At 67.0% G+C, this 18,815-nt stretch carries 16 protein-coding genes and 1 pseudogene; 10 read left to right on the plus strand and 7 right to left on the minus strand.

From position 1 onward, the window contains the following. Positions 1–21 precede the first annotated feature (21 nt). The gene (gene asnB, locus G6N44_RS01390; RefSeq protein ID WP_163660472.1) at positions 22–1,989 is read right to left on the minus strand and encodes an asparagine synthase (glutamine-hydrolyzing); all 1,968 of its coding nucleotides are present in this window, start codon (positions 1,987–1,989) and stop codon (positions 22–24) included. 191 nt (positions 1,990–2,180) lie between these two features. Between asnB and ctaC the strand changes: the two genes are divergently transcribed. The 4 genes from ctaC (at position 2,181) to G6N44_RS01410 (ending at position 5,274) form a co-directional block, all read left to right on the plus strand. Further along, the gene (ctaC, locus tag G6N44_RS01395) at positions 2,181–3,218 is read left to right on the plus strand and encodes an aa3-type cytochrome oxidase subunit II (RefSeq protein WP_163660473.1); all 1,038 of its coding nucleotides are present in this window, start codon (positions 2,181–2,183) and stop codon (positions 3,216–3,218) included. A 12-nt stretch (positions 3,219–3,230) separates the two neighbouring features. Further along, positions 3,231–3,650, plus strand: a complete 420-nt coding sequence (locus G6N44_RS01400; RefSeq protein ID WP_163660475.1) for a cytochrome c oxidase subunit 4 — start codon at positions 3,231–3,233, stop codon at positions 3,648–3,650. A gap of 182 nt (positions 3,651–3,832) precedes the next feature. After that, on the plus strand, positions 3,833–4,702 hold the full coding sequence (locus G6N44_RS01405) for an MmpS family transport accessory protein (RefSeq protein ID WP_163660477.1): 870 nt from the start codon (positions 3,833–3,835) through the stop codon (positions 4,700–4,702). Beyond that, the gene (locus G6N44_RS01410; RefSeq protein ID WP_163660479.1) at positions 4,702–5,274 is read left to right on the plus strand and encodes a DUF2561 family protein; all 573 of its coding nucleotides are present in this window, start codon (positions 4,702–4,704) and stop codon (positions 5,272–5,274) included. The genes G6N44_RS01405 and G6N44_RS01410 overlap by 1 nt, the downstream gene beginning before the upstream one ends. Positions 5,275–5,510: 236 nt before the next feature. Here G6N44_RS01410 and qcrB read toward each other — a convergent pair whose 3' ends face one another. The 4 genes from qcrB to ctaE are packed head-to-tail and all read right to left on the minus strand — an operon-like array spanning position 5,511 to position 9,764. Continuing rightward, positions 5,511–7,148 (minus strand): cytochrome bc1 complex cytochrome b subunit, encoded by a 1,638-nt coding sequence (gene qcrB / locus G6N44_RS01415; protein ID WP_163660481.1) that lies wholly within the window; start codon positions 7,146–7,148, stop codon positions 5,511–5,513. Beyond that, a complete protein-coding gene (gene qcrA, locus G6N44_RS01420) occupies positions 7,145–8,311 on the minus strand; it encodes a cytochrome bc1 complex Rieske iron-sulfur subunit (protein ID WP_163660483.1) in 1,167 nt (388 codons plus the stop codon). Before qcrA ends, qcrB begins: the two co-directional genes overlap by 4 nt. Next, positions 8,308–9,114, minus strand: coding sequence for a cytochrome bc1 complex diheme cytochrome c subunit (gene qcrC / locus G6N44_RS01425; protein WP_163660485.1), 807 nt, complete (start codon positions 9,112–9,114; stop codon positions 8,308–8,310). The genes qcrA and qcrC overlap by 4 nt, the downstream gene beginning before the upstream one ends. 38 nt (positions 9,115–9,152) lie before the next feature. Then, positions 9,153–9,764, minus strand: coding sequence for an aa3-type cytochrome oxidase subunit III (gene ctaE / locus G6N44_RS01430; protein ID WP_163669465.1), 612 nt, complete (start codon positions 9,762–9,764; stop codon positions 9,153–9,155). 151 nt (positions 9,765–9,915) lie between these two features. Here ctaE and trpD point away from each other — a divergent pair, with 151 nt between their 5' ends. Further along, positions 9,916–10,995 carry an anthranilate phosphoribosyltransferase gene (trpD, locus tag G6N44_RS01435; RefSeq protein WP_235683030.1) on the plus strand — a complete coding sequence of 360 codons (1,080 nt, stop codon included), beginning with the start codon at positions 9,916–9,918 and terminating at the stop codon, positions 10,993–10,995. Here the strand turns inward: trpD and G6N44_RS01440 are convergent. Continuing rightward, positions 10,933–12,777: pseudogene (locus G6N44_RS01440) on the minus strand (DEDD exonuclease domain-containing protein); the annotation flags it as partial. The gene trpD and the pseudogene G6N44_RS01440 overlap by 63 nt on opposite strands. Positions 12,778–12,876: 99 nt before the next feature. On the opposite strand from G6N44_RS01440, the gene G6N44_RS01445 reads away from it, so the two are divergent. From G6N44_RS01445 to pimB, 4 genes are all read left to right on the plus strand, one after another. Further along, positions 12,877–13,143 carry a hypothetical protein gene (locus G6N44_RS01445; RefSeq protein WP_235682915.1) on the plus strand — a complete coding sequence of 89 codons (267 nt, stop codon included), beginning with the start codon at positions 12,877–12,879 and terminating at the stop codon, positions 13,141–13,143. Positions 13,144–13,295: 152 nt separating this feature from the next. Next, positions 13,296–14,432 carry a peptidoglycan hydrolase RipC gene (ripC, locus tag G6N44_RS01450; protein ID WP_163660489.1) on the plus strand — a complete coding sequence of 379 codons (1,137 nt, stop codon included), beginning with the start codon at positions 13,296–13,298 and terminating at the stop codon, positions 14,430–14,432. Continuing rightward, a complete protein-coding gene (locus tag G6N44_RS01455; RefSeq protein ID WP_163660491.1) occupies positions 14,401–15,291 on the plus strand; it encodes a peptidase in 891 nt (296 codons plus the stop codon). The genes ripC and G6N44_RS01455 overlap by 32 nt, the downstream gene beginning before the upstream one ends. A gap of 39 nt (positions 15,292–15,330) precedes the next feature. Beyond that, positions 15,331–16,464: a GDP-mannose-dependent alpha-(1-6)-phosphatidylinositol monomannoside mannosyltransferase gene (gene pimB, locus G6N44_RS01460; protein ID WP_163660494.1), complete on the plus strand. Its 1,134-nt coding sequence runs from the start codon at positions 15,331–15,333 to the stop codon at positions 16,462–16,464. Between the two features lie 8 nt (positions 16,465–16,472). Here pimB and G6N44_RS01465 read toward each other — a convergent pair whose 3' ends face one another. Then, positions 16,473–18,278 carry an AMP-dependent synthetase/ligase gene (locus G6N44_RS01465; protein ID WP_163669469.1) on the minus strand — a complete coding sequence of 602 codons (1,806 nt, stop codon included), beginning with the start codon at positions 18,276–18,278 and terminating at the stop codon, positions 16,473–16,475. Between the two features lie 106 nt (positions 18,279–18,384). On the opposite strand from G6N44_RS01465, the gene G6N44_RS01470 reads away from it, so the two are divergent. Further along, positions 18,385–18,774 carry a polyketide cyclase / dehydrase and lipid transport gene (locus tag G6N44_RS01470; protein ID WP_163660496.1) on the plus strand — a complete coding sequence of 130 codons (390 nt, stop codon included), beginning with the start codon at positions 18,385–18,387 and terminating at the stop codon, positions 18,772–18,774. Positions 18,775–18,815 lie beyond the last annotated feature (41 nt).

The following is an 18,815-nucleotide window of genomic DNA, read 5'->3' on the forward strand; positions in this document are numbered from 1 at the left end:
GCGGCTCTGAACCCGCGGGGTTCAGAGCTGCACCGGGTAGTGCGGTTCGGAGATCTGCGGGGTCACGCTGTGCTCGACGAAGATGGCGTGCCACAGCATGAAGATCAGCACGGTCCACAGCCGGCGGCTGTGATCGCTGACGCCGCTGCGGTGCTCGTCGAGCATGATGCGGACCGCGGACCGATCGATCAGGGCGTCCGTCTGTGAGGACGCCGTCATGGCGTACGCCCAGTCCATCAGCTCGCCTGCGCGCAGCCAGTGCCGGATCGGCACCGGGAAGCCCAGCTTGGGGCGGTTCAGCACGTGGGGCGGAATGATCGGCTCCAGCGCACGGCGCAGCGCGTACTTGGTCGTCGAGCGGGTGATCTTCTGATCGACCGGCAGCCGGGAGGCCACCGCGAAAACCTCTGGGTCCAGGAACGGCACCCGCAGTTCCAGCGAGTTGGCCATGGTGATCTTGTCGGCCTTGACCAGGATGTCGCCCCGCAGCCAGGTGAACAGGTCGATGTGCTGCATCCGGGCCACCGGATCCCAGCCCTGCGATTCGGCGTACAGCGGTGCGGTGACGTCGGTGTGCGTCCACTCCGGCCGGAAGCCCGGAAGCACCGCCCGTAGCTGCTCATCGGAGAAGCTGCGGGCGTTGCCGTAGTAGCGCTCTTCCAGCGTCAGTGAACCGCGGTGCAGCAGGCTCTTGCCGCGCATGCCCTCCGGCAGCGGCTTGGACGCCTTGCCCAGCGACTTGCGCACCGGCCGTGGCAGGTAGTCGAAAGGCCGCAGCGACAACGGTTCCCGGTAGATCGTGTAACCGCCGAACAACTCGTCGGCACCCTCGCCGGACAGCACCACCTTGACGTGCTTGCGGGCCTCGCGGGCGATGAAGAACAGCGGCACCAAGGCCGGGTCGGCCACCGGTTCGTCCAGATACCAGACGATCTCGGGCAGCGCCTCGACGAACTCCGCCTGGCTGACCACTTTGGTGACATGCCGGGCGCCGATGGCTTCCGCGGACGCGACGGCCACGTCCACCTCGGAGAAGCCCTCGCGCTCGAATCCGGTGGTGAACGTGATCAGCCGGGGATTGTGACGCATCGCCAGCGCGGCGGTCGCCGTGGAGTCGATGCCGCCGGACAGGAATGCCCCGACGGTGACATCGGCGCGCATGTGTTTGGCGACGGAATCTTCCAGGGCGGCGGTGATCTCGTCGTAGCGGGACTGCTCGGCGCCCTTGACGAACGGCACCGCATCGAACTTCGGGACGAAGTAGCGGGTCACCTCGGGACGGCCACCCGGCTTCAACCGTGCGTAGCTGCCCGATTCCAGCCGACGGATACCGCGGTGCAACGTCTCGGGTTCGGGCACGTACTGCAGCACGGTGTAGTGCTGCACGGCCCGCTCGTCGATGCCAAGGTCGAGTCCCAGCAGATCGGCGAGATCCAGCAGGCACTTCTTCTCGCTGCCCACCGCGGTGCCGCCCGGCCCGGTGGCCATGAACAGCGGCTTGATGCCGAACGGATCCCTGGCGCAGAACAGTTCACGCTCGACGGTGTCCCACACCGCGAACGCGAACATGCCGCGTAGTCGGCTCAGCGCGCCGGCACCCCAGTAGTGGTACGCCGCGACGATCGCCTCGCCGTCACCGTCGGTGTGAAATACCGCACCATATTCGGAGCGCAACGCCTCGCGAAGTTCCAAGTAGTTGTAGATCTCACCGTTGAAGACGAGCGCGTAACGGTCCGGCGAGTCGGCGGGTCCCCAGCGCAACGGCTGGTGACTGTGCGCGATGTCGATGATCGACAACCGGTTGAAACCGAGCACCACGGCGGCATCTCCGCTGGTATCTGCCCACGTGCCGGGCTCGTCGGGGCCGCGGTGACGCATCAGGTGGGAAGCGCCCGCCACCGCGTCGACCAGCCGCGATCCGGAGTCGGGGGAGACGTCACCCCGGGAGGAGTCGGATGGGTCAGTTACCAACGCGAGCAGTCCGCACACCGCGCCAGTATGTCTGATCCGGCGGCTCCACGAGACCACCACCCGGGCCGTCGCGCCGGGTAGCTTCGCTCCTGTCGCCACGTCATTCCCGAGTCGCTTCACTCCCGTGGACCGGCGTGGTCTACGCTGCGTAGTATTCGCAAAACAACGACCGGTCGCGGTCGCGAAATACCGATCTAGGAGGCGCCAACGTGACACCTCGCGGGCTTAAGAAGGTGGCCCGAGCGGCGTTGTTGACCATTGTCCTGGGTGGCTCAGCGCTCTTGCTGAGCGGCTGCAGCTGGCAGGACGCACTCGCTCTCGGTTGGCCGACCGGTATCACCCCGGAGGGCAAACTCAACCGAGAGCTGTGGATCGGCTCCGTGATTGCGTCCTTCGTGGTGGGCGCCATCGTGTGGGCCCTGATCTTCTGGTCGAGCGCATTCCACCGGAAGAAGAAGGGCGACACGGAGCTGCCGCGCCAGTTCGGCTACAACATGCCGCTGGAGTTGGCGCTGACCGTCATCCCGTTCCTCATCATCTCGGTGCTGTTCTACTTCACCGTGGTGGTCCAGGAGCGCATGCTGCACAAGGACCCGAATCCTGAGGTCGTCATCGATGTGACCGCCTTCCAGTGGAACTGGAAGTTCGGTTACCAGAAGATCGACTTCGCCGACGGCACGTTCGACTACGACGGTGTCGACGCGGAGCGCAAGGCCGCGATGACGTCCAAGCCCGAGGGCAAGGACGAGCACGGCAACGAGAAGGTCGGCGCGGTACACGGTCTCAACCCTGAGGACCGCACCTACCTGAACTTCGACAAGATCGAGACCCTGGGCACCTCCACCGAGATTCCGGTGCTGGTGGTTCCGGTGGGCAAGCGCATCGAGTTCCAGCTCAACTCCGCCGATGTGATCCACGGTTTCTGGGTGCCGGAGTTCCTCTTCAAGCGTGACGTGATGCCCCAGCCCGTAGCCAACAACTCGGACTACATCTTCCAGGTCAGCAAGATCGAGCAGACCGGCGCATTTGTCGGCCGCTGCACGGAGATGTGTGGCACCTACCACTCGATGATGAACTTCGAGATCCGGGTCGTCGAACCGGCTGACTTCAAGGCCTACATCGACCAGCGCGAGGCGGGAAAGACCAACGCAGAGGCGTTGGCGGCGATCAACCAGCCGCCGCTGGCCATCACGACGCACCCGTTCGATACCCGACGCGGTGAGCAGGCACCGCAGGCGAGCAAGTAGGGGCTACACGTAATGCATATTGAAGCTCGACTGTTCGAAATCCTCACGGCGTTCTTCGCCGTGTCAGCGGTGGTATACGGCGTACTGACGGCGATGTTCGCCACCGGTGGCGTGGAGTGGGCCGGCACCACCGCGCTCGCTCTCACCACCGGACTGACGCTGATCACCGGTACGTTCTTCCGCTTCGTGGCGCGGCGTCTCGACACCCGTCCCGAAGACTACGAAGACGCCGAGATCAGTGACGGTGCAGGGGAACTGGGCTTCTACTCGCCGCACAGCTGGTGGCCCATCCTGATCGCGCTGGCCTTCTCGGTCGTCGCGGTCGGTACCGCCCTGTGGCTGCCCTGGTTGATGGTCGCGGGCATCTGCTTCGTGCTGACAGCCGTCGGCGGCCTGGTCTTCGAGTACTACTGGGGTGCCGAGAAGCACTGACCGTTAGGACGTGCCGAGTGTGGCCTGCTCAAGGTCACAATCGGGCCGTCACTTCATCCGCCACCGGCAGTGCCGGACTCGCCGGCTTCGCCTCGTTCGGTAATGTTGCCGGGGCACTGTCACCAGCGAACGGATTCGTTCGTCCCGCGTGGCAGTGAAGTTGTCGAGAAGGATAGGCGTAGATGAGCGGGCCGAATCCCCCGGAGCCCGGTGTCTCCGGTTCTGATCTGCCGGATCAACCCGGGAAACACTCCGCACCCGAGGTTCCGAGTCAGGCTGCGGGTGCAGACGCGGATGACGGCGAGACGGAGTTCTACTCGCAGGCGTACTCCGCGCCGGAGTCGGAGCAGTTCACCAGCGGGCCCTACGTACCCGCCGATGTGGCGCTCTACGACTACGACGACTACGACCCGGCGACCGAACTCGTCGACACCGGCCCTCCGCCGCGCTGGCCGTGGGTGGTCGGCATCACCGCCATCATCGCCGCGGTAGCCCTGGTGACTTCGGTGGGCGTCCTGGTTTCCCGCGACGACGACACCACCAACCTGGCAACCCCACAGACGAGTACCACCACGTCGGCGCCGCCGGTGCAGGACGAGATCACCACGACGACTCCGCCGCCGCCTCCGCCGCCCCCCACATCGGAGGAACTGCCGCCTCCGCCGCCCCCGGAGACAGTGACGGTGACCGAACCGCCACCCCCCGCGCCCGTGCCGACCCACGAGGCGCCCCCGCCGGCCCCGAATACCACGACGGCGCCGCCGACCACCACCCAAGCCGGACCGCGTCAGGTCACGTATTCGGTGACGGGGACCAAGGCGCCGGGTGACATCATCACCATCACTTACGTCGACGGGAACGGAAACCGGCGCACGCTGCGCAACGTCTACATCCCCTGGACCTTCACGATGACCCCGATCTCCAACTCGGATGTCGGCTCGGTCGAGGCGTCCAGCCTGTTCCTGGTCAGCAGACTGAACTGCTCGATCACGGCAAGTGACGGCACCGTGCTCTCGTCCAACGCCAGCAACTCCGCACAGACTGCCTGCTGATGCCAGTGCCCGTCAGCGAACTCGACACCACCGACCGGGTTTTGCTGGGCGCATGCGCCGCGGTGTGGCTCGCGGCGCTGGGTGCCGGAGTGGCGGCCGTCGTGGCCCTGGTGGACCTGGGTCGCAGCCATCCGCAGGGCTCCGAGAGTGCTGACATTCCCTGGGTGCTGTACACCGTGATCGGCCTGTCCGTCGTGGTGATCGCCGGCGCCGTGCCGCTGCTGCTGCGGGCCCGGGCCCAAGCGGACCACCGCCAACCCGGACGCCGGCCCCAGCCGCCGGCCCGCTCGCCACGTCCGATCGGGGGCAGCTACCGGGCTGCCCCGGTAGCAATGAGCCGCTACACCGCGGACCGTGGCGGCGCTACCGCCGCGGCCGAGGCGGTGTGGCTCCGGTCTCTCCTGGCGACCGTCTGCGGCATCGGGGTCGGGGCGGCAGCCATCGGGTTGGCCACCTATCTCATGGCTACGGGCAGTGACGTGGCTGCCTGGTGCCTCTATGGTCTGGCGGGTGTGGTCACCGCGGGCCTCGTCGCGCTGCCGATCGCGGCGCTGCGTCAACTCGACGCGTAGCCGCACTGAGCGGGGCTGTCCCGGCCTGCATTACGGCGAAATCACCGCCGTGGGAACGCCGCAGCGCTCCGTACGTGAAGCCAGGGCATGAGGCCGACGAGTTCCGGGAGTGCCAGCGATCGAACTGTGACGGCAGCTGAAGGTGTGCGCCGCACAGCGCTGACCGACAGCTCCCCATAAAACAATCGCCGCAACCTCTTGAGAGGCTGCGGCGATTGTTTGGGGTAGGGGAGTGGTCAGTGATGACCGTTGGTGTCCCCGTTGCCATTTCGTTCCTGCTGCTCGCGCAGAGCGGTCAGCGCCTTGTGCTCGGAGGCGTGTGCGGCCTCGGTGAGCGCCTCGTGCTCGACAGCCGGATCGGCGAACAAGAAGCTGCCGGTGCCGGGTGAACCGGCCGAACCGAGCTTGTTCATCCGCTTCGGCAGGGCAGCACCCTGGTACTCCAACGGGATCGGGTGACCGTGGTCGTCGACCGGTCCCAGCGGCTGGTGCAGCTCGACGTAGGCACCGTGCGGCAGGCGCTTGATGATGCCGGTCTCGATACCGTGCTCCAGCACCGCACGGTCGCTGCGCTGCAAGGAGATCGCCCACCGGTAGGTGATGAAGTACACGATCGCCGGGAGGACCACCATGCCGATACGGCCGATCCAGGTGGTCGCGTTCAGCGAGATGTGGAACTTGAACGCGATGATGTCGTTCATCGCGGCCAGGGTCAGCACCATGTAGAACGCGATCGCCATGGCACCGATGGCGGTACGCACCGGCACATCACGCGGACGCTGCAGCAGGTTGTGGTGAGCGTCGTCGCCGGTCACCTTCCGCTCGATGAAGGGATAGGCGATCAGCAGGCCGAAGACACCGCCCATGATCAACGCGACCCAGACCACCGCGGGGATGGTGTGGCCGAACGGGTAGAACTCCCATGCCGGCCAGATACGCGCCAGGCCCTCGGTCCACATCATGTAGAAGTCGGGCTGGCTACCGGCCGAGATCTGTGACGGCTTGTAGGGCCCCAGATTCCAGATCGGGTTGATCGTCAGCAGGCCGCCCATGAGGCCGAGCACACCGGTGATCAGAGCGAAGAACGCACCCGACTTCACCGCGAACACCGGCATGACGCGTACGCCGACGACGTTGTGCTCGGTCCGGCCGGGGCCGGGGAACTGGGTGTGCTTCTGGAACCACACCAGCGCCATGTGCGCACCGATGAGGGCCAGGATGATGCCCGGGAGCAGCAGGATGTGCAGTGCATACAGGCGCGGGATCAGGATCTCGCCGGGGAAGTCCCCGCCGAACAACGCCCAGTGCAGCCAGGTGCCGATGATCGGCATGCCCAGGGTGATCGACGACAGTGCGGCGCGCAGACCGATACCGGACAGCAGATCGTCGGGCAGCGAGTAACCGAAGTAGCCCTCGAACATCGCCAGGATGAGCAGCAGCGAGCCGATCACCCAGTTGGCCTCACGCGGGCGGCGGAACGCACCGGTGAAGAAGATGCGCGCCATGTGCACCATGATCGATGCGGCGAACATCAGTGCGGCCCAGTGGTGGATCTGGCGGACGAACAGACCGCCGCGCACCTCGAAGCTGATGTCGAGTGCGGACTCGTAGGCCCGCGACATCTGCACACCGCGAAGTGGTTGGTACACACCGTCGTAGGTGACGTGTGCCATCGACGGATCGAAGAACAAGGTCAGCCAGACACCGGTGATCAGCAGCACGATGAAGCTGTACAGCGCGATCTCACCCAGCAGGAAGGACCAGTGGGTGGGGAACACCTTGTTCAGCTGGCGGCGTACCGCGGCCGAGGGGTGGTAGCGGGAATCGATCGCATCGCCTTGCGCGGCAGCGATCTTGGCAAGGTCAGGGCTCATGATTTGCGCTCCCAGAATGCCGGTCCGACGGGCTCCACGAAGTCGCCGTTGGCGACCAGGTAGCCGTCTTTGTCGATGGTGATGGGCAGCTGCGCCAACGCGCGCGCAGCCGGACCGAAGATCGGCTTTGCGAAGTGCAACGCGTCGAACTGCGACTGGTGGCACGGGCAAAGGATCCGGTAGGTCTGCTGCTCGTACAGCGACGAGGGGCAGCCCAGGTGCGAGCAGACCTTGGTGTAGGCGAACAGCTCACCGAAGTTGAAGCTCTCCTGGCCCTTGCGCTTGACCACCCTGGGCATGTCGGCCGGCTTGATACGGATCAACATGACCGGGTTACGGACACCCATCGAGATCGCCGTCAGGTGATGCTCGGACTCGACGGTGGTGCCGTCGCCGTCAGACTCGCGCCAGGGGAAGACGGTTTCCATACCACCGGCGTCGAGATCCTCGGGCCGCATCTTCACGAACGGCGACGAGCCGGGCCGTCCGGTCGCGCGGGCGAGGTAGATCGTCTCGCCGTGGAACCGAGGCGTCCACCCCGAGGTCCACAGCTCGGCCTTCTTGCCTTCTGCGGTGGGCACCACGGGCTTCCACGGGTTCTTGATCAACCCGCCGATGAAGGCCACCAGGGTGCCGGCCCCGAACGCACCGAGACCGATACCCAACGACAAGCCGATGAGCTTGCGGCGCTTGACGGTCGAGCCCTCCATGGCGTCGGTCAGGTTGGCCGCGATGGTCTTGCGGTTCAGCTCGGAGGAGCGCCCGTCGTGGCGGTCCTGGACCGAGATCTCCTCGGGAATGAACTTCTTCTGGAACAACACCGCGCCGACGCCGATCGCCAGGATCGACAGGCCGAAGGTGAGGCCGTACAGCGGGGTGGCCAGCGAGTAGAGGAACTCACCCTCCGAACCGAGGGGCTGGTATTCCCACGGCCAGAACAGGAAGATCACCAACAGCGCCAGGCCCGAAAGCCCGCCGAACAGAAGCCAGTATGCGACGAGGCGTTCGGTGCGCTTCTCGGCCTTGGTCCCTGCGACCGGCCAGCGCGGCTCCTTGAAGATGGTCTCGACGCCGTCGATCTTGCCGCCGAGCTCGACGAGCTCCTCACGCGACATCTCGGCAAGTTCGGCGTCGCTCGGGATCTTCGGGTTGTTGTCGGTCATGCTCGTGCCCCGATCCACATCGCGATGCCGATAGCGGCGACCATTCCGATGATCCACATCGCCATGCCTTCGGGACCGGGCCCGAAGCCGCCGAGTCCGTAGCCGCCGTAGCTGGGCGCCTGTGTCGATTCTTGGACGTAGGCGATGATGTCGCGCTTCTCTTCCGGCGACAGCTGCCGGTCGGAGAACTTGGGCATGTTCTGCGGTCCGGTCAGCATCGCCGTGTAGATCTGTGCCGGCTCGGCCTCACTGAGGTCGGGTGCGTACTTACCGGAGGACAGCGCGCCGCCCTTACCGGTGAAGTTGTGGCAGGACGCGCAGTTCAGCCGGAACAGGTCGCCGCCGCGGGCCACGTTGGAGCCGATCAGCGACTCCTGGGCCACGCCGCCGTGCTCATTGCGGAGCAGCGTGGGGCCACCGCCGTTGGCCTGAACGAAGGCACCGAGGGCGTCGATCTGATCCTCGTCGAAGTGCTTGGGCTTGGCCGGGGCCTGAGCCTCACCGCGCATCGCGGGCATACGACCGGTCGACACCTGGAAGTACACCGCTGCCTCGCCGGTGCCGATCAGGCTGGGCCCACGATCGGGCACACCCTGCAGGTTGGCGCCGTGGCAGGAGATGCACGACGTGTCGAACAGTTGCTTACCCGTGCGCAGTAGCGCCGACTGAGACTCGTCGGCGACCGCGACCTGCGGTGTGGGCGTCAGCGTGGCCGCAACACCACCTGCGACTGACAGGCCGACCAGCAGCAGGATGCCTGCTGACAGTCGTCGGCGCAGTCGTCGGCGCGACTTGCTGGTCATCGAACCCCTTCTCATCGAATCGAACATCGGCCGGCCGATCAGCGGACGAAGTAGATCGTGGCGAACAACGCAATCCAGACGATGTCGACGAAGTGCCAGTAGTACGAGACGACGATCGCCGCAGTGGCCTGCGCAGGCGTGAATTTACTCATCTTCGTGCGGGCCAACAGCAAGATGAAGGCAACAAGTCCGCCGATGACGTGCAGGCCGTGGAAGCCGGTCGCCAGATAGAAGACCGATCCATAGGCACTGCCCGGGATGGTGGTGCCGTGCTGGACCAGGTGGATGTACTCGTATCCCTGGCCCAGTACGAAGAACAGGCCCATCAGGAACGTGATCACATACCACCGGCGCAGCCCGAACACGTCGCCGCGCTCGGCAGCGAACACGCCCATCTGGCAGGTGAAGGATGACGCGATCAGAACCAGCGTCACCGGAACGGCTAGGGCCAAATTGAGTTCGGTCGGCTCGGGAGGCCAGTTGCCACCGGCTTGCGCGCGCGCGGTGAAATACATCGCGAAGAGTCCAGCAAAGAACATGAGCTCACTGGAAAGCCACACGATGGTGCCGACACTGACCATATTCGGTCTGTTCAGCGAATGAACGCGCGACGTTATTGCCGTTCCCGAGGTACCTACAGCGCTCGTCACATCCGCAAGTATGACGCTTTGTAGTTGTCGAACTCCACCCGGGTCGAGCAATTGATCGGAAACGTGTCGCCTTCGGGTCGGCGGGGCCGAGGGGTGCACACCCGCGCAGCGATAGCATTCGGCGGTGGCTCCTGCATCTTCACCTCAGTTCCTGCCGGCGGACCCGTCCTCTCGACGCTCGGTGGCGGGGCCGTCGTGGCCGGCCATTCTCGGGCGCCTGACTACTGAGCAGAGCCTGCCCAACGGTTACGCGGCATGGGCCATGGACCAGATCATGACCGGGGTCGCGACCCCGGCTCAGATCGCCGGCTTCGCGGTGGCGATGAAGATGAAGCGACCGACCTCGGCTGAGGTCGGGGAGTTGGCCGACATCATGCTGTCGCACGCGCGTCGGGTGCCGACGGACACGATCGGTCACGAGACGGTCGACATCGTCGGGACCGGTGGCGACGGGGCCAACACGGTCAACTTGTCGACGATGGCAGCCATCGTGGTGGCGGCCTGTGGCGTCCCGGTGATCAAGCACGGCAACCGGGCGGCATCCTCGCTGTCGGGCGGTGCGGACACCCTGGAGGCGCTCGGGGTTCGGATCGACCTGGGCCCGGACGAGGTGGCGCGCAGTGTCGCCGAGGTCGGCATCGGGTTCGCCTTCGCGCCGCAGTTCCACCCCTCGTATCGCCACGCATCGGTGGTGCGCCGCGAGATCGGGGTCCCCACTGTCTTCAATCTCCTTGGACCACTCACCAATCCGGCTGCGCCGCGGGCCGGACTGATCGGTTGTGCATTCGACGACCTGGCCGAGGTGATGGCCGGGGTATACGCCGCCCGTGGTTCCAGCGTGCTGGTGGTGCACGGCGACGACGGTCTCGACGAGCTCACCACCACGACCACCAGCACCATCTGGCGGGTACAGGCCGGCACCGTGGACCGGTTGAAATTCGACCCCGCGGCCTTCGGCTTCAAGCGCGCCGACATCAGTGAGTTGGTCGGTGGCGACGCCACGGCCAACGCCGCCGACGCACGGGCCGTGCTGGCCGGGGCCAAAGGGCCGGTGCGTGACGCGGTCGTGCTCAATGCGGCGGGTGCCATGGTCGCCCATGCCGGGCTAGCCAGCGACGCCAAATGGGTGCCGGCGTGGGAGGCCGGTCTGACCCGGGCCGTCGAGGCGATCGACTCGGGTGCGGCCGAACAACTGCTCGCGCGTTGGGTGCGGTTCAGCCTGCAGTTCTGAGTTCTGCTGCTGGGCAGCGGCCAGTCGCGCCGAGCGAGCGGTGGCCGCCCACTGTGCGTAGCGGCCCGCGGCCCCGAGCGGCGTCGCGTAGCCGGTGTCGGTGCGCACGATGCGGACCCCGGGTGCGGCCAGCCAGCGGGCGATGAGCGCGGTCTCCTCCAGGAGCGCGCCGCCCAAAGGCGTTGCGGTGGGCAGGATCACCTGCGCGGCCGCACAGATGGCGTCGACCACCGGCATCGGTGGAACCCCGCGTCCGGCGGTCCCCGCCCCGGCGAGTCGGCCGTGGCGGACCACCGCGAATTGCCAACCGCCGTCGCCGTCGGCGCGGGCAGCCACGAGTTCGGGGAGATCGGCCAGGGCGCGCAGACGCTGCCCCCGCCACAGGGCCTCGATGGCCACCGCGGCATCGTCACGTAACCGCGCCGCGGTCTCGTACCGTCGGGCCGCCGCAACCTCGCCGATATGGGTCAGAGTGGCGGCCAGGGCGCTGTGGTCGGCGCCGTCGATCAGCGCGGTGGCACGTTGCACCGTGGCGCGGTATTGCTCGGCCCCGATGTCCTGCGGGGCCGGGCACGGGGACAGTTCGACCTCCGGGCAGCGGTGCGTGGCTGTCGCGCCGAAGCGGGCCGTGCAGGTGCGCACCCCGGTGAACCGGGCCAGCAGCGCCGCCGACCGTATCGCATCGGACCGGGCCGAGAATGGTCCGAAAGCGGTGCGGCTCCCGGGGTTTCGCACCGCGGACAATCTCGGGAAGGCCTCGTCGGTGAGGGCCACCCACCACCACCGCTGGGGATACTTGGAACGCCGGTTGTAGGGCGGCGCATGGGCCGCGAGCAGTCGCAGCTCCCGTACCCCCGCCTCCAGATCGTGAGCGCATTCGACATGGTCGACGACGCGCGCGAGTGAGGCCATCTCCTTCATCCGGGCCCGGGGGTCGGCACCGGTGAAGTACTGCCGGACGCGGCGTCGTAGGTCGACCGCCGTGCCGACGTAGAGCACCTCGTCGGAGGGGCCGCGGAACAGATAGACGCCGGGCCGGTTGGGCAGCCGGTCGGCCAGGGAGCGGTTGCGGCGCTGGGCCGGTGTCACATCGGGCAGATAGTTGCGGAGATCGGCGAAGGTGTGGATGCCCTGGTTTCCGACCCGCTCGATCAGTCCGTGCAGGACGTCGACGGTGGCGCGGGCGTCGTCCAGGGCGCGGTGGGTGGGTGTGGTGGACGCGCCGAACAAGCGGGCCAGTGCGGACAGTTTCACGCTGGGCGCCTCGTCGCGGGTGAGGACGCGGCGGGCGAGTTTCACCGTGCACAGCACCGGCGGCCGCGGCCAGCCGAGCTCCGCCCGTCGGGCTGCGGCCCGCAGGAAGCCGATGTCGAACCCGGCGTTGTGGGCGACCAGCACCGCACCCCGGGAGAACTCCAGGAATGCGGGAAGCACCGATTCGATGCGCGGTGCGTCGCGCACCATCGCCGTGGTGATTCCGGTGAGTTCGACGATCTGCGGTGGAATGGAACGGCCGGGGTCGACGAGCGTGGCCAGCTCGCCGAGCACCTCGCCGCCGCGAATCTTGACCGCACCGATCTCGGTGATGGCGTCGTAGCCGTCGCCCGGTGCCTTGGCGGTGGCCCGGCCTCCGGTGGTCTCCAGATCCACCACCACGAAGGTGGTGTCGGCGAGTGAGAGCGCGTCGAAGTCGGAGCCGGGATCGAATTGCAGGGCCAGCTGCCCGGTATCGGCGGTATTGCGCTGGCCCATGGGGATGACGGTAGATCCAGCCCCCGACATTTAACGGCCAGGCTGGGCCCACCCGCAGAACTGTCTCGACGCAACTTGTCGGTATGCGGCGATACGGTGCGCCCAACACCGATCGAGAGGATGGTCAAGATGACCGGAGTGCGCCAGGACAACTGGTTCTACGCCGACGAGCCCTACGGCGACGAACCGGTCACCGGCAGCGTGACCATCGACTGCGACGATTGCGCGGTACGCGGGCCCGGATGCCAGGACTGCGTCGTCAGTGTTCTGCTCGGGATTCCCGAAACTTTGCTGGATGACGAGCGTCAGGCACTGGAAGTGCTCGCTGACGTGGGCCTGGCGCCGAGGCTGCGGCTCGTCCCAATTCACCGGGGCGGCAGATCCGGGGTCGCCTGACGACACGCAGCGCTTGGCTCACAGGAAAATATCCAGGGTGGGCTGTTAAATTTGCAGCTTCCGTTGGACAAGCCCGTTGCCGTTTCGTAACCTATCTGAGACCTAAGAGCAGTTCGAGGCGGCTCGCCATCGCCAGTTGTGAGGACGAAAACTTGAGGCACGAGCGCGCGCACCGGCCCACAAGTCGTGTCAAGCGATCCATTGCAGGTGCAATAGCGGGCTTGATTCTGATACCCGGATTCCTGGCCGTGAGTTCGCACGCCGATCCTGCCGACGATGCCATGGCAAAGCTCAACGAGCTGTCCCGCCAGGCCGAGCAGACCACCGAGGCCATGCACTCCGCGCAGCTCGACCTGAACAATAAGGTTGCCGCACAAGAGGCTGCGGAGAAGAAGCACACCGACGACGCCGCCGCGGTCGGTCAGGCCGAGTCGCAGCTGGCAATCTTTCAGACTTCGGTCAACAAGGTAGCTGCAGCCCAGTACATGGGGGGTCGCACGTCCGGGGTGGATGCCATCCTGACTGCCGACTCGCCGCAGCAGCTGATCGAGCAACTCGCGGTGCAGCGCGTGATGGCCACCGAGATGTCGGCGCAGATGAAGAACTTCCGCTCGGTGGGCGAGAAGGCCGCAGTGGCCGAGCGGGAGTCGGCTACCTCGGCCGCCGAAGCCAAGACCGCCGCTGAACAGGCCGCCGCAGTGCGCGCCGACCTGCAATCCAAGCAAAGTCAGTTGCAGGTCCAGATCGCCGTCGTCAAATCGCAGTACGAGGCGCTGAGCCCGGCCCAGCGGGAAGCGATGGCGGCCCTGCCGCCGGCCCCGCCGGTGCCCGCGCCCGATGCGTTGCCGCCGGCGCAGGATCCCGCAGTGTTGGCTGACCCGCCGAACGGCATTCCACCCGGCGACGTTGCACCGCCGGAGGGCGCACTCCCGGACGGGGGCGGCGGGCATTCCGGCACCGTGATCCAGGCGGCGTTGAGCCGCATCGGCTCGCCGTACTCCTGGGGCGCGGCCGGCCCCAGCTCGTTCGACTGTTCGGGTCTGGTGATGTGGGCGTTCCAGCATGCCGGAATCTCGCTGCCGCATTCGAGCCAGGCCCTGGCCCGCGGTGGTCAACCGGTCTCGACGGATTCGATGCAGCCGGGTGACGTGGTGACCTATTACTCCGACGCCTCCCATGTGGGCATCTACATCGGTGACGGGAAGATGGTGCACGCGTCGACCTACGGCACCCCGGTGCGGGTCGCCCCGGTCAACAATGCGCCGATCTACAACGTTCGCCGGTACTGAGGCGACCGAGAAGTCCGATAGCGGTACCGCACTGAGCGCGCACAGGCGCCTGCTGGTCGCGCTGTTGCTGGTGGAGCTGGCAGCGGCAGCTGCTCTGTTGTGGAAATCTGCACCGCCCCCGTCGCCTCTGCAGGCGGTGCCGTCTGCCCTCACCGCCGTGCCTGCGCGCCCAGCGCCCGACCCGGTCACTGCCCTGGTGTTGCCCGATGGACGTGCCGCCCGTTTACTCGCCCTCGGCGGCTCGCAGTCCTCGGCCCTGCTTCAGCGTCTTGCCGCCGAGCTTCCTGACGCCGCTGCCGCGGTTACCGCGTTCTGGGGTCCGGACTGGCCGCGCGACATCGAGATCGCGGTCGCGGGTTCCGATCAGCAATTCCGGGTGCTGGCCGGCGGAGCCGCGGACATCGCCGCGACCGCTACGGCCCAGCGGATCATGTTCGCTCCCGGGGCCGCCGGTATGAGCCCGGCAGCGCTGCGAATTGTATTGCGCCATGAGCTGTTTCATTACGCAGCCCGGTCGCGGACAGCGGTCGATGCGCCCCGCTGGCTGACCGAGGGAGTGGCCGACTACGTCGGCCGACCACCTGCCCCGCTACCCGGTCCGGTGCAGGCGGCGACGCTGGCGCAGCTGCCCACCGATGCCGATCTCGACACACCCGGCGCCGCCCGCAGCCTCGCCTACGACCGGGCGTGGTGGTTCAGCCGCTATGTCGCCGACGCCTACGGTGTCCCGAAGCTGCGTGAGTTCTACCTGCACGCCTGTGAACCCGGGCACCCGGAGGTGACCGTCGCATTACGGGAAACCTTGGGCGCCGAACTCGATGCCGTAGTTGCCGGTTGGCATCGTTGGCTGACCGGATAGCCTGTCGCCGATGGACGACAAACGGGCAGGGATAGCGCGATGACGCGGGTTTTGTTGGTCACCAACGACTTTCCACCGCGCCGCGGCGGTATCCAGTCATATCTGGAGGCGTTCGTCGACGAGTTGGTCCGTGACGGCTCGCACCAGCTCACGGTGTACGCGCCGAAGTGGAAGGGCTGCGCAGATTACGACGCGGCCGCCGGGTACCAGATCGTGCGGCACCCGACCACGCTGATGGTCCCCGAGCCGATGGTGGCCACCCGCATGCAGCGGTTGATCGCCGAGAACGACATCGAGACGGTGTGGTTCGGGGCGGCCGCACCGCTGGCACTGCTGGGCCCGCTGGCGCGGCGGGCCGGCGCCACCCGCGTGGTGGCGAGCACCCACGGCCATGAGGTCGGCTGGTCGATGCTGCCGGTGGCGCGGAGCGCATTGCGACGTATCGGAGATGACGCCGACGTCGTGACGTTCATCAGCCGCTATACCCGCGGCAGGTTCGCCTCGGCGTTCGGTCCCCACGCGGCGTTGGAACGCCTGTCGCCCGGCGTCGATACCGACCGATTCGTACCCGACCCGGTGGCCCGGGCCGAACTGCGCGCGCGGTACCGGCTGGGCCAACGTCCGGTGGTGGTGTGCCTGTCCCGTCTGGTCCCGCGCAAGGGCCAGGACATGCTGATCCGCGCCTGGCCGGCCATCCGGCGCCGCGTGCCCGACGCGGCATTGGTCATCGTCGGCGGGGGACCGTATCTGCCGACCCTGAAACAACTCGTGCACACGCATGACGTGGGGGCCGACGTGGTCTTCACCGGCGCGGTACCCGGTGTGGAGCTGCCCATGCACCACGCGATGGCCGACGTGTTCGCCATGCCGTGCCGGACGCGCGGTGCGGGCCTGGATGTCGAGGGACTGGGCATCGTCTACCTGGAGGCCTCGGCGTGCGGCGTGCCGGTGATCGCCGGAACCTCTGGCGGGGCACCGGAAACCGTTCTGGACGGCCAGACCGGCACCGTCGTGGACGGCACCGACGTCGCCGCGGTCGCGTCCGCCGTTTCCGACCTACTGGCCGATCCGGGCCGCGCCGCCGCGATGGGTGTGGCCGGGCGGCACTGGGCCGTCGACAACTGGCAGTGGCGTTCGCAGGGCGCCCGGCTGGCCGGGCTGTTGTCGGGCTGACCCGGGGCTCAGCCGTAGAGCGCCGCGATGTCGGCGGCGAACTTCTCGGCGACCACCTTGCGCTTGACCTTGAGTGTGGGGGTCAGTTCACCGGTGTCCTCGGTGAAATCGACGGGCAGGATCCGGAACTTGCGGATCGACTCGGCATGCGACACCGCCTGGTTGGCCTCCTTGACCGCCAGGTCGATCTCGGCCAGCAGGTCCGGGTCGTCGGCGAGATCGCCGACTGCGGCACCGGCGTCCTTGCCGTTGCGCTCCTTCCATCCGGGGAACGCCTCGGGGTCGATGGTGACGAGCGCGGCGATGAACGGCTGCTGGTCACCGACGGCCATGGCCTGGCTGATCAACGGATGGGCCCGCAGCCGGTCCTCCAGCAGCGCGGGGGCGACGTTCTTGCCGCCTGCGGTGACGATGATCTCCTTCTTGCGCCCGACGATGGTCAGGAAGCCGTCGTCGTCGATGGCACCCAGATCGCCGGTGTGGAACCAGCCGTCGGTGAACACCGCGTTGGTCTCGGCCTCGTTGCCCCAGTAGCCGTTGAACACCACGCCGCCCTTGACCAGCAGCTCACCGTCATCGCCGAGGCGCATGCTGTTGCCGGGCATCAGCTTGCCGACCGAGCCGACCTTGAGGTCATTGACCCGGTTCACGGTGATCGCCGCGCTGGTCTCGGTGAGCCCGTAGCCCTCGTAGATGCTCAGTCCGACACCGCGATAGAAGTGACCGAGCCGCGCGCCCAGCGGCGCACCGCCGGAGATCGCCGCCCGGCATTCACCACCGAGGGCGGCCCGTAGCTTGCCGTAGACCAGCTTGTCGAACAGTGCGTGCTTGGCGCGCAGCAACAGGCCGGCGCCAGCTCGGCCCTTTTCGTCCTGGGCCTTGCTCCACTCGATCGCGGTGTCGGCGGCGATCGCGAAGATTTTGCCTTTGCCGTCGTTGCGGGCGTTCTGCTCGGCGGTGTTGTAGACCTTCTCGAACACCCGGGGCACCGAGACCACCAGGGTGGGTTTGAACACGCCGAAGGTCGGGACCAGGTTCTTGATGTCGCTGGTGAAGCCGAGGGTGACCTTGTTGGTGAAGGCGGCGATGGTGATGGCCCGGGCCAGCACGTGGGCCAGCGGCAGGAACACCAGCATGCGTTCGCCGGCGGCCAGCTCGGAGGGGAAGCAGGCCTTGGCTCCCCGGATCTCGTAGAGCAGGTTCGAGTGGGTCAGTTGGCAGCCCTTGGGCTGACCGGTGGTTCCGGAGGTGTAGATCAGGGTGGCCGGGTCGGCGGACCGGATGCCGGCGAGGCGTTTGTCGAGTTCGGCGGCATCGGTCGACTTGCCGGCTTCGACCATGGCCTCGAGCGCGGGCGTGCCGGCACCGTCGATCCGCAGCACCTTGCGCAATTCGGGCAGTTGGCCGCGGAGCTGCTCCACCTTCTCGGCGTGTGCATCGGTCTCGGCGAAGACGATCCGGGCCGCCGAGTTGTCCAGGACGAACTTCACCTGTTCGGCCGCGGAGGTCTCGTAGATCGGCACGGTCACCGCGCCGACCGACAGGATCGCGAAGTCGATGATTGGCCACTCGTAGCGGGTAGCCGACAGGATCGCTACGCGGTCGCCGGGCTGGATTCCCTCGGCGATCAGACCGAGGGCGACCGAACGGATCTGCTCGGCCGCCTCGGCGCAGGTCACGTCCGTCCAGGCGCCGTCGATCAGGCGCCGGAAGATGACCTGGTCAGGGCTGTCGGCCGCGTGCGCGGATACCGAACTGACGATGCTGTCGTACTCGCCGACGGCAAAAGACGCTGGCACGCTGTATTCCCGCACTGACTCACGCACGATCTTGCCCTCCAGGCTCGTGATGCTCGCTTTGCGAGTCAGCCTAGTCGGCCGCGGTAGGCAGGTGATCGTGCATGTGTGAAGCTAGTCCGCGATGAACAGCATTCAGATCGCCGACGAGACGTTCGTCTGCGCCGATCCGGTCGCCGTGGGCGCCGCGGTCGCCGATCCCGCCAGCTGGCGGCGGTGGTGGCCCGACCTGGTGCTCAAGGTTGTCGAGGATCGCGCCGACAAGGGCCACCGCTGGAATGTGACCGGTGCGCTCACCGGCACCATGGAGGTCTGGCTGGAGGAGGTGATGGACGGTGTGGTGTTGCATTACTTCCTGCACGCCGAACCCTCCGGCGCCACGGCAGAGCAGTTGGCCGATATGGATCTGGCGAAGCTGAACCACCAACGTCGCGTCGCGGGCAAGGTGATGGCATTCGGGATCAAACAGCGGTTGGAGTCGGCGCGGCCGGTGGGAGTGTCCCGACTGGCCTGACCGGTGTTGTCGGCGTCTCCCTAACGGGAGGGTAGATTTCT

The organism is Mycolicibacterium alvei (genome assembly GCF_010727325.1).
Lineage (GTDB): Bacteria > Actinomycetota > Actinomycetes > Mycobacteriales > Mycobacteriaceae > Mycobacterium > Mycobacterium alvei.

Coding starts and splice junctions, on each gene's coding strand:
- G6N44_RS01400 (WP_163660475.1), top strand. CDS start 3,231: ATGCATATTGAAGCTCGACTGTTCGAAATCCTCACGGCGTTCTTCGCC.
- G6N44_RS01405 (WP_163660477.1), top strand. CDS start 3,833: ATGAGCGGGCCGAATCCCCCGGAGCCCGGTGTCTCCGGTTCTGATCTG.
- G6N44_RS01410 (WP_163660479.1), top strand. CDS start 4,702: ATGCCAGTGCCCGTCAGCGAACTCGACACCACCGACCGGGTTTTGCTG.
- qcrB (WP_163660481.1), bottom strand. CDS start 7,148: ATGAGCCCTGACCTTGCCAAGATCGCTGCCGCGCAAGGCGATGCGATC.
- qcrA (WP_163660483.1), bottom strand. CDS start 8,311: ATGACCGACAACAACCCGAAGATCCCGAGCGACGCCGAACTTGCCGAG.
- qcrC (WP_163660485.1), bottom strand. CDS start 9,114: ATGACCAGCAAGTCGCGCCGACGACTGCGCCGACGACTGTCAGCAGGC.
- G6N44_RS01445 (WP_235682915.1), top strand. CDS start 12,877: ATGACCGGAGTGCGCCAGGACAACTGGTTCTACGCCGACGAGCCCTAC.
- G6N44_RS01455 (WP_163660491.1), top strand. CDS start 14,401: ATGCGCCGATCTACAACGTTCGCCGGTACTGAGGCGACCGAGAAGTCC.
- pimB (WP_163660494.1), top strand. CDS start 15,331: ATGACGCGGGTTTTGTTGGTCACCAACGACTTTCCACCGCGCCGCGGC.
- G6N44_RS01470 (WP_163660496.1), top strand. CDS start 18,385: ATGAACAGCATTCAGATCGCCGACGAGACGTTCGTCTGCGCCGATCCG.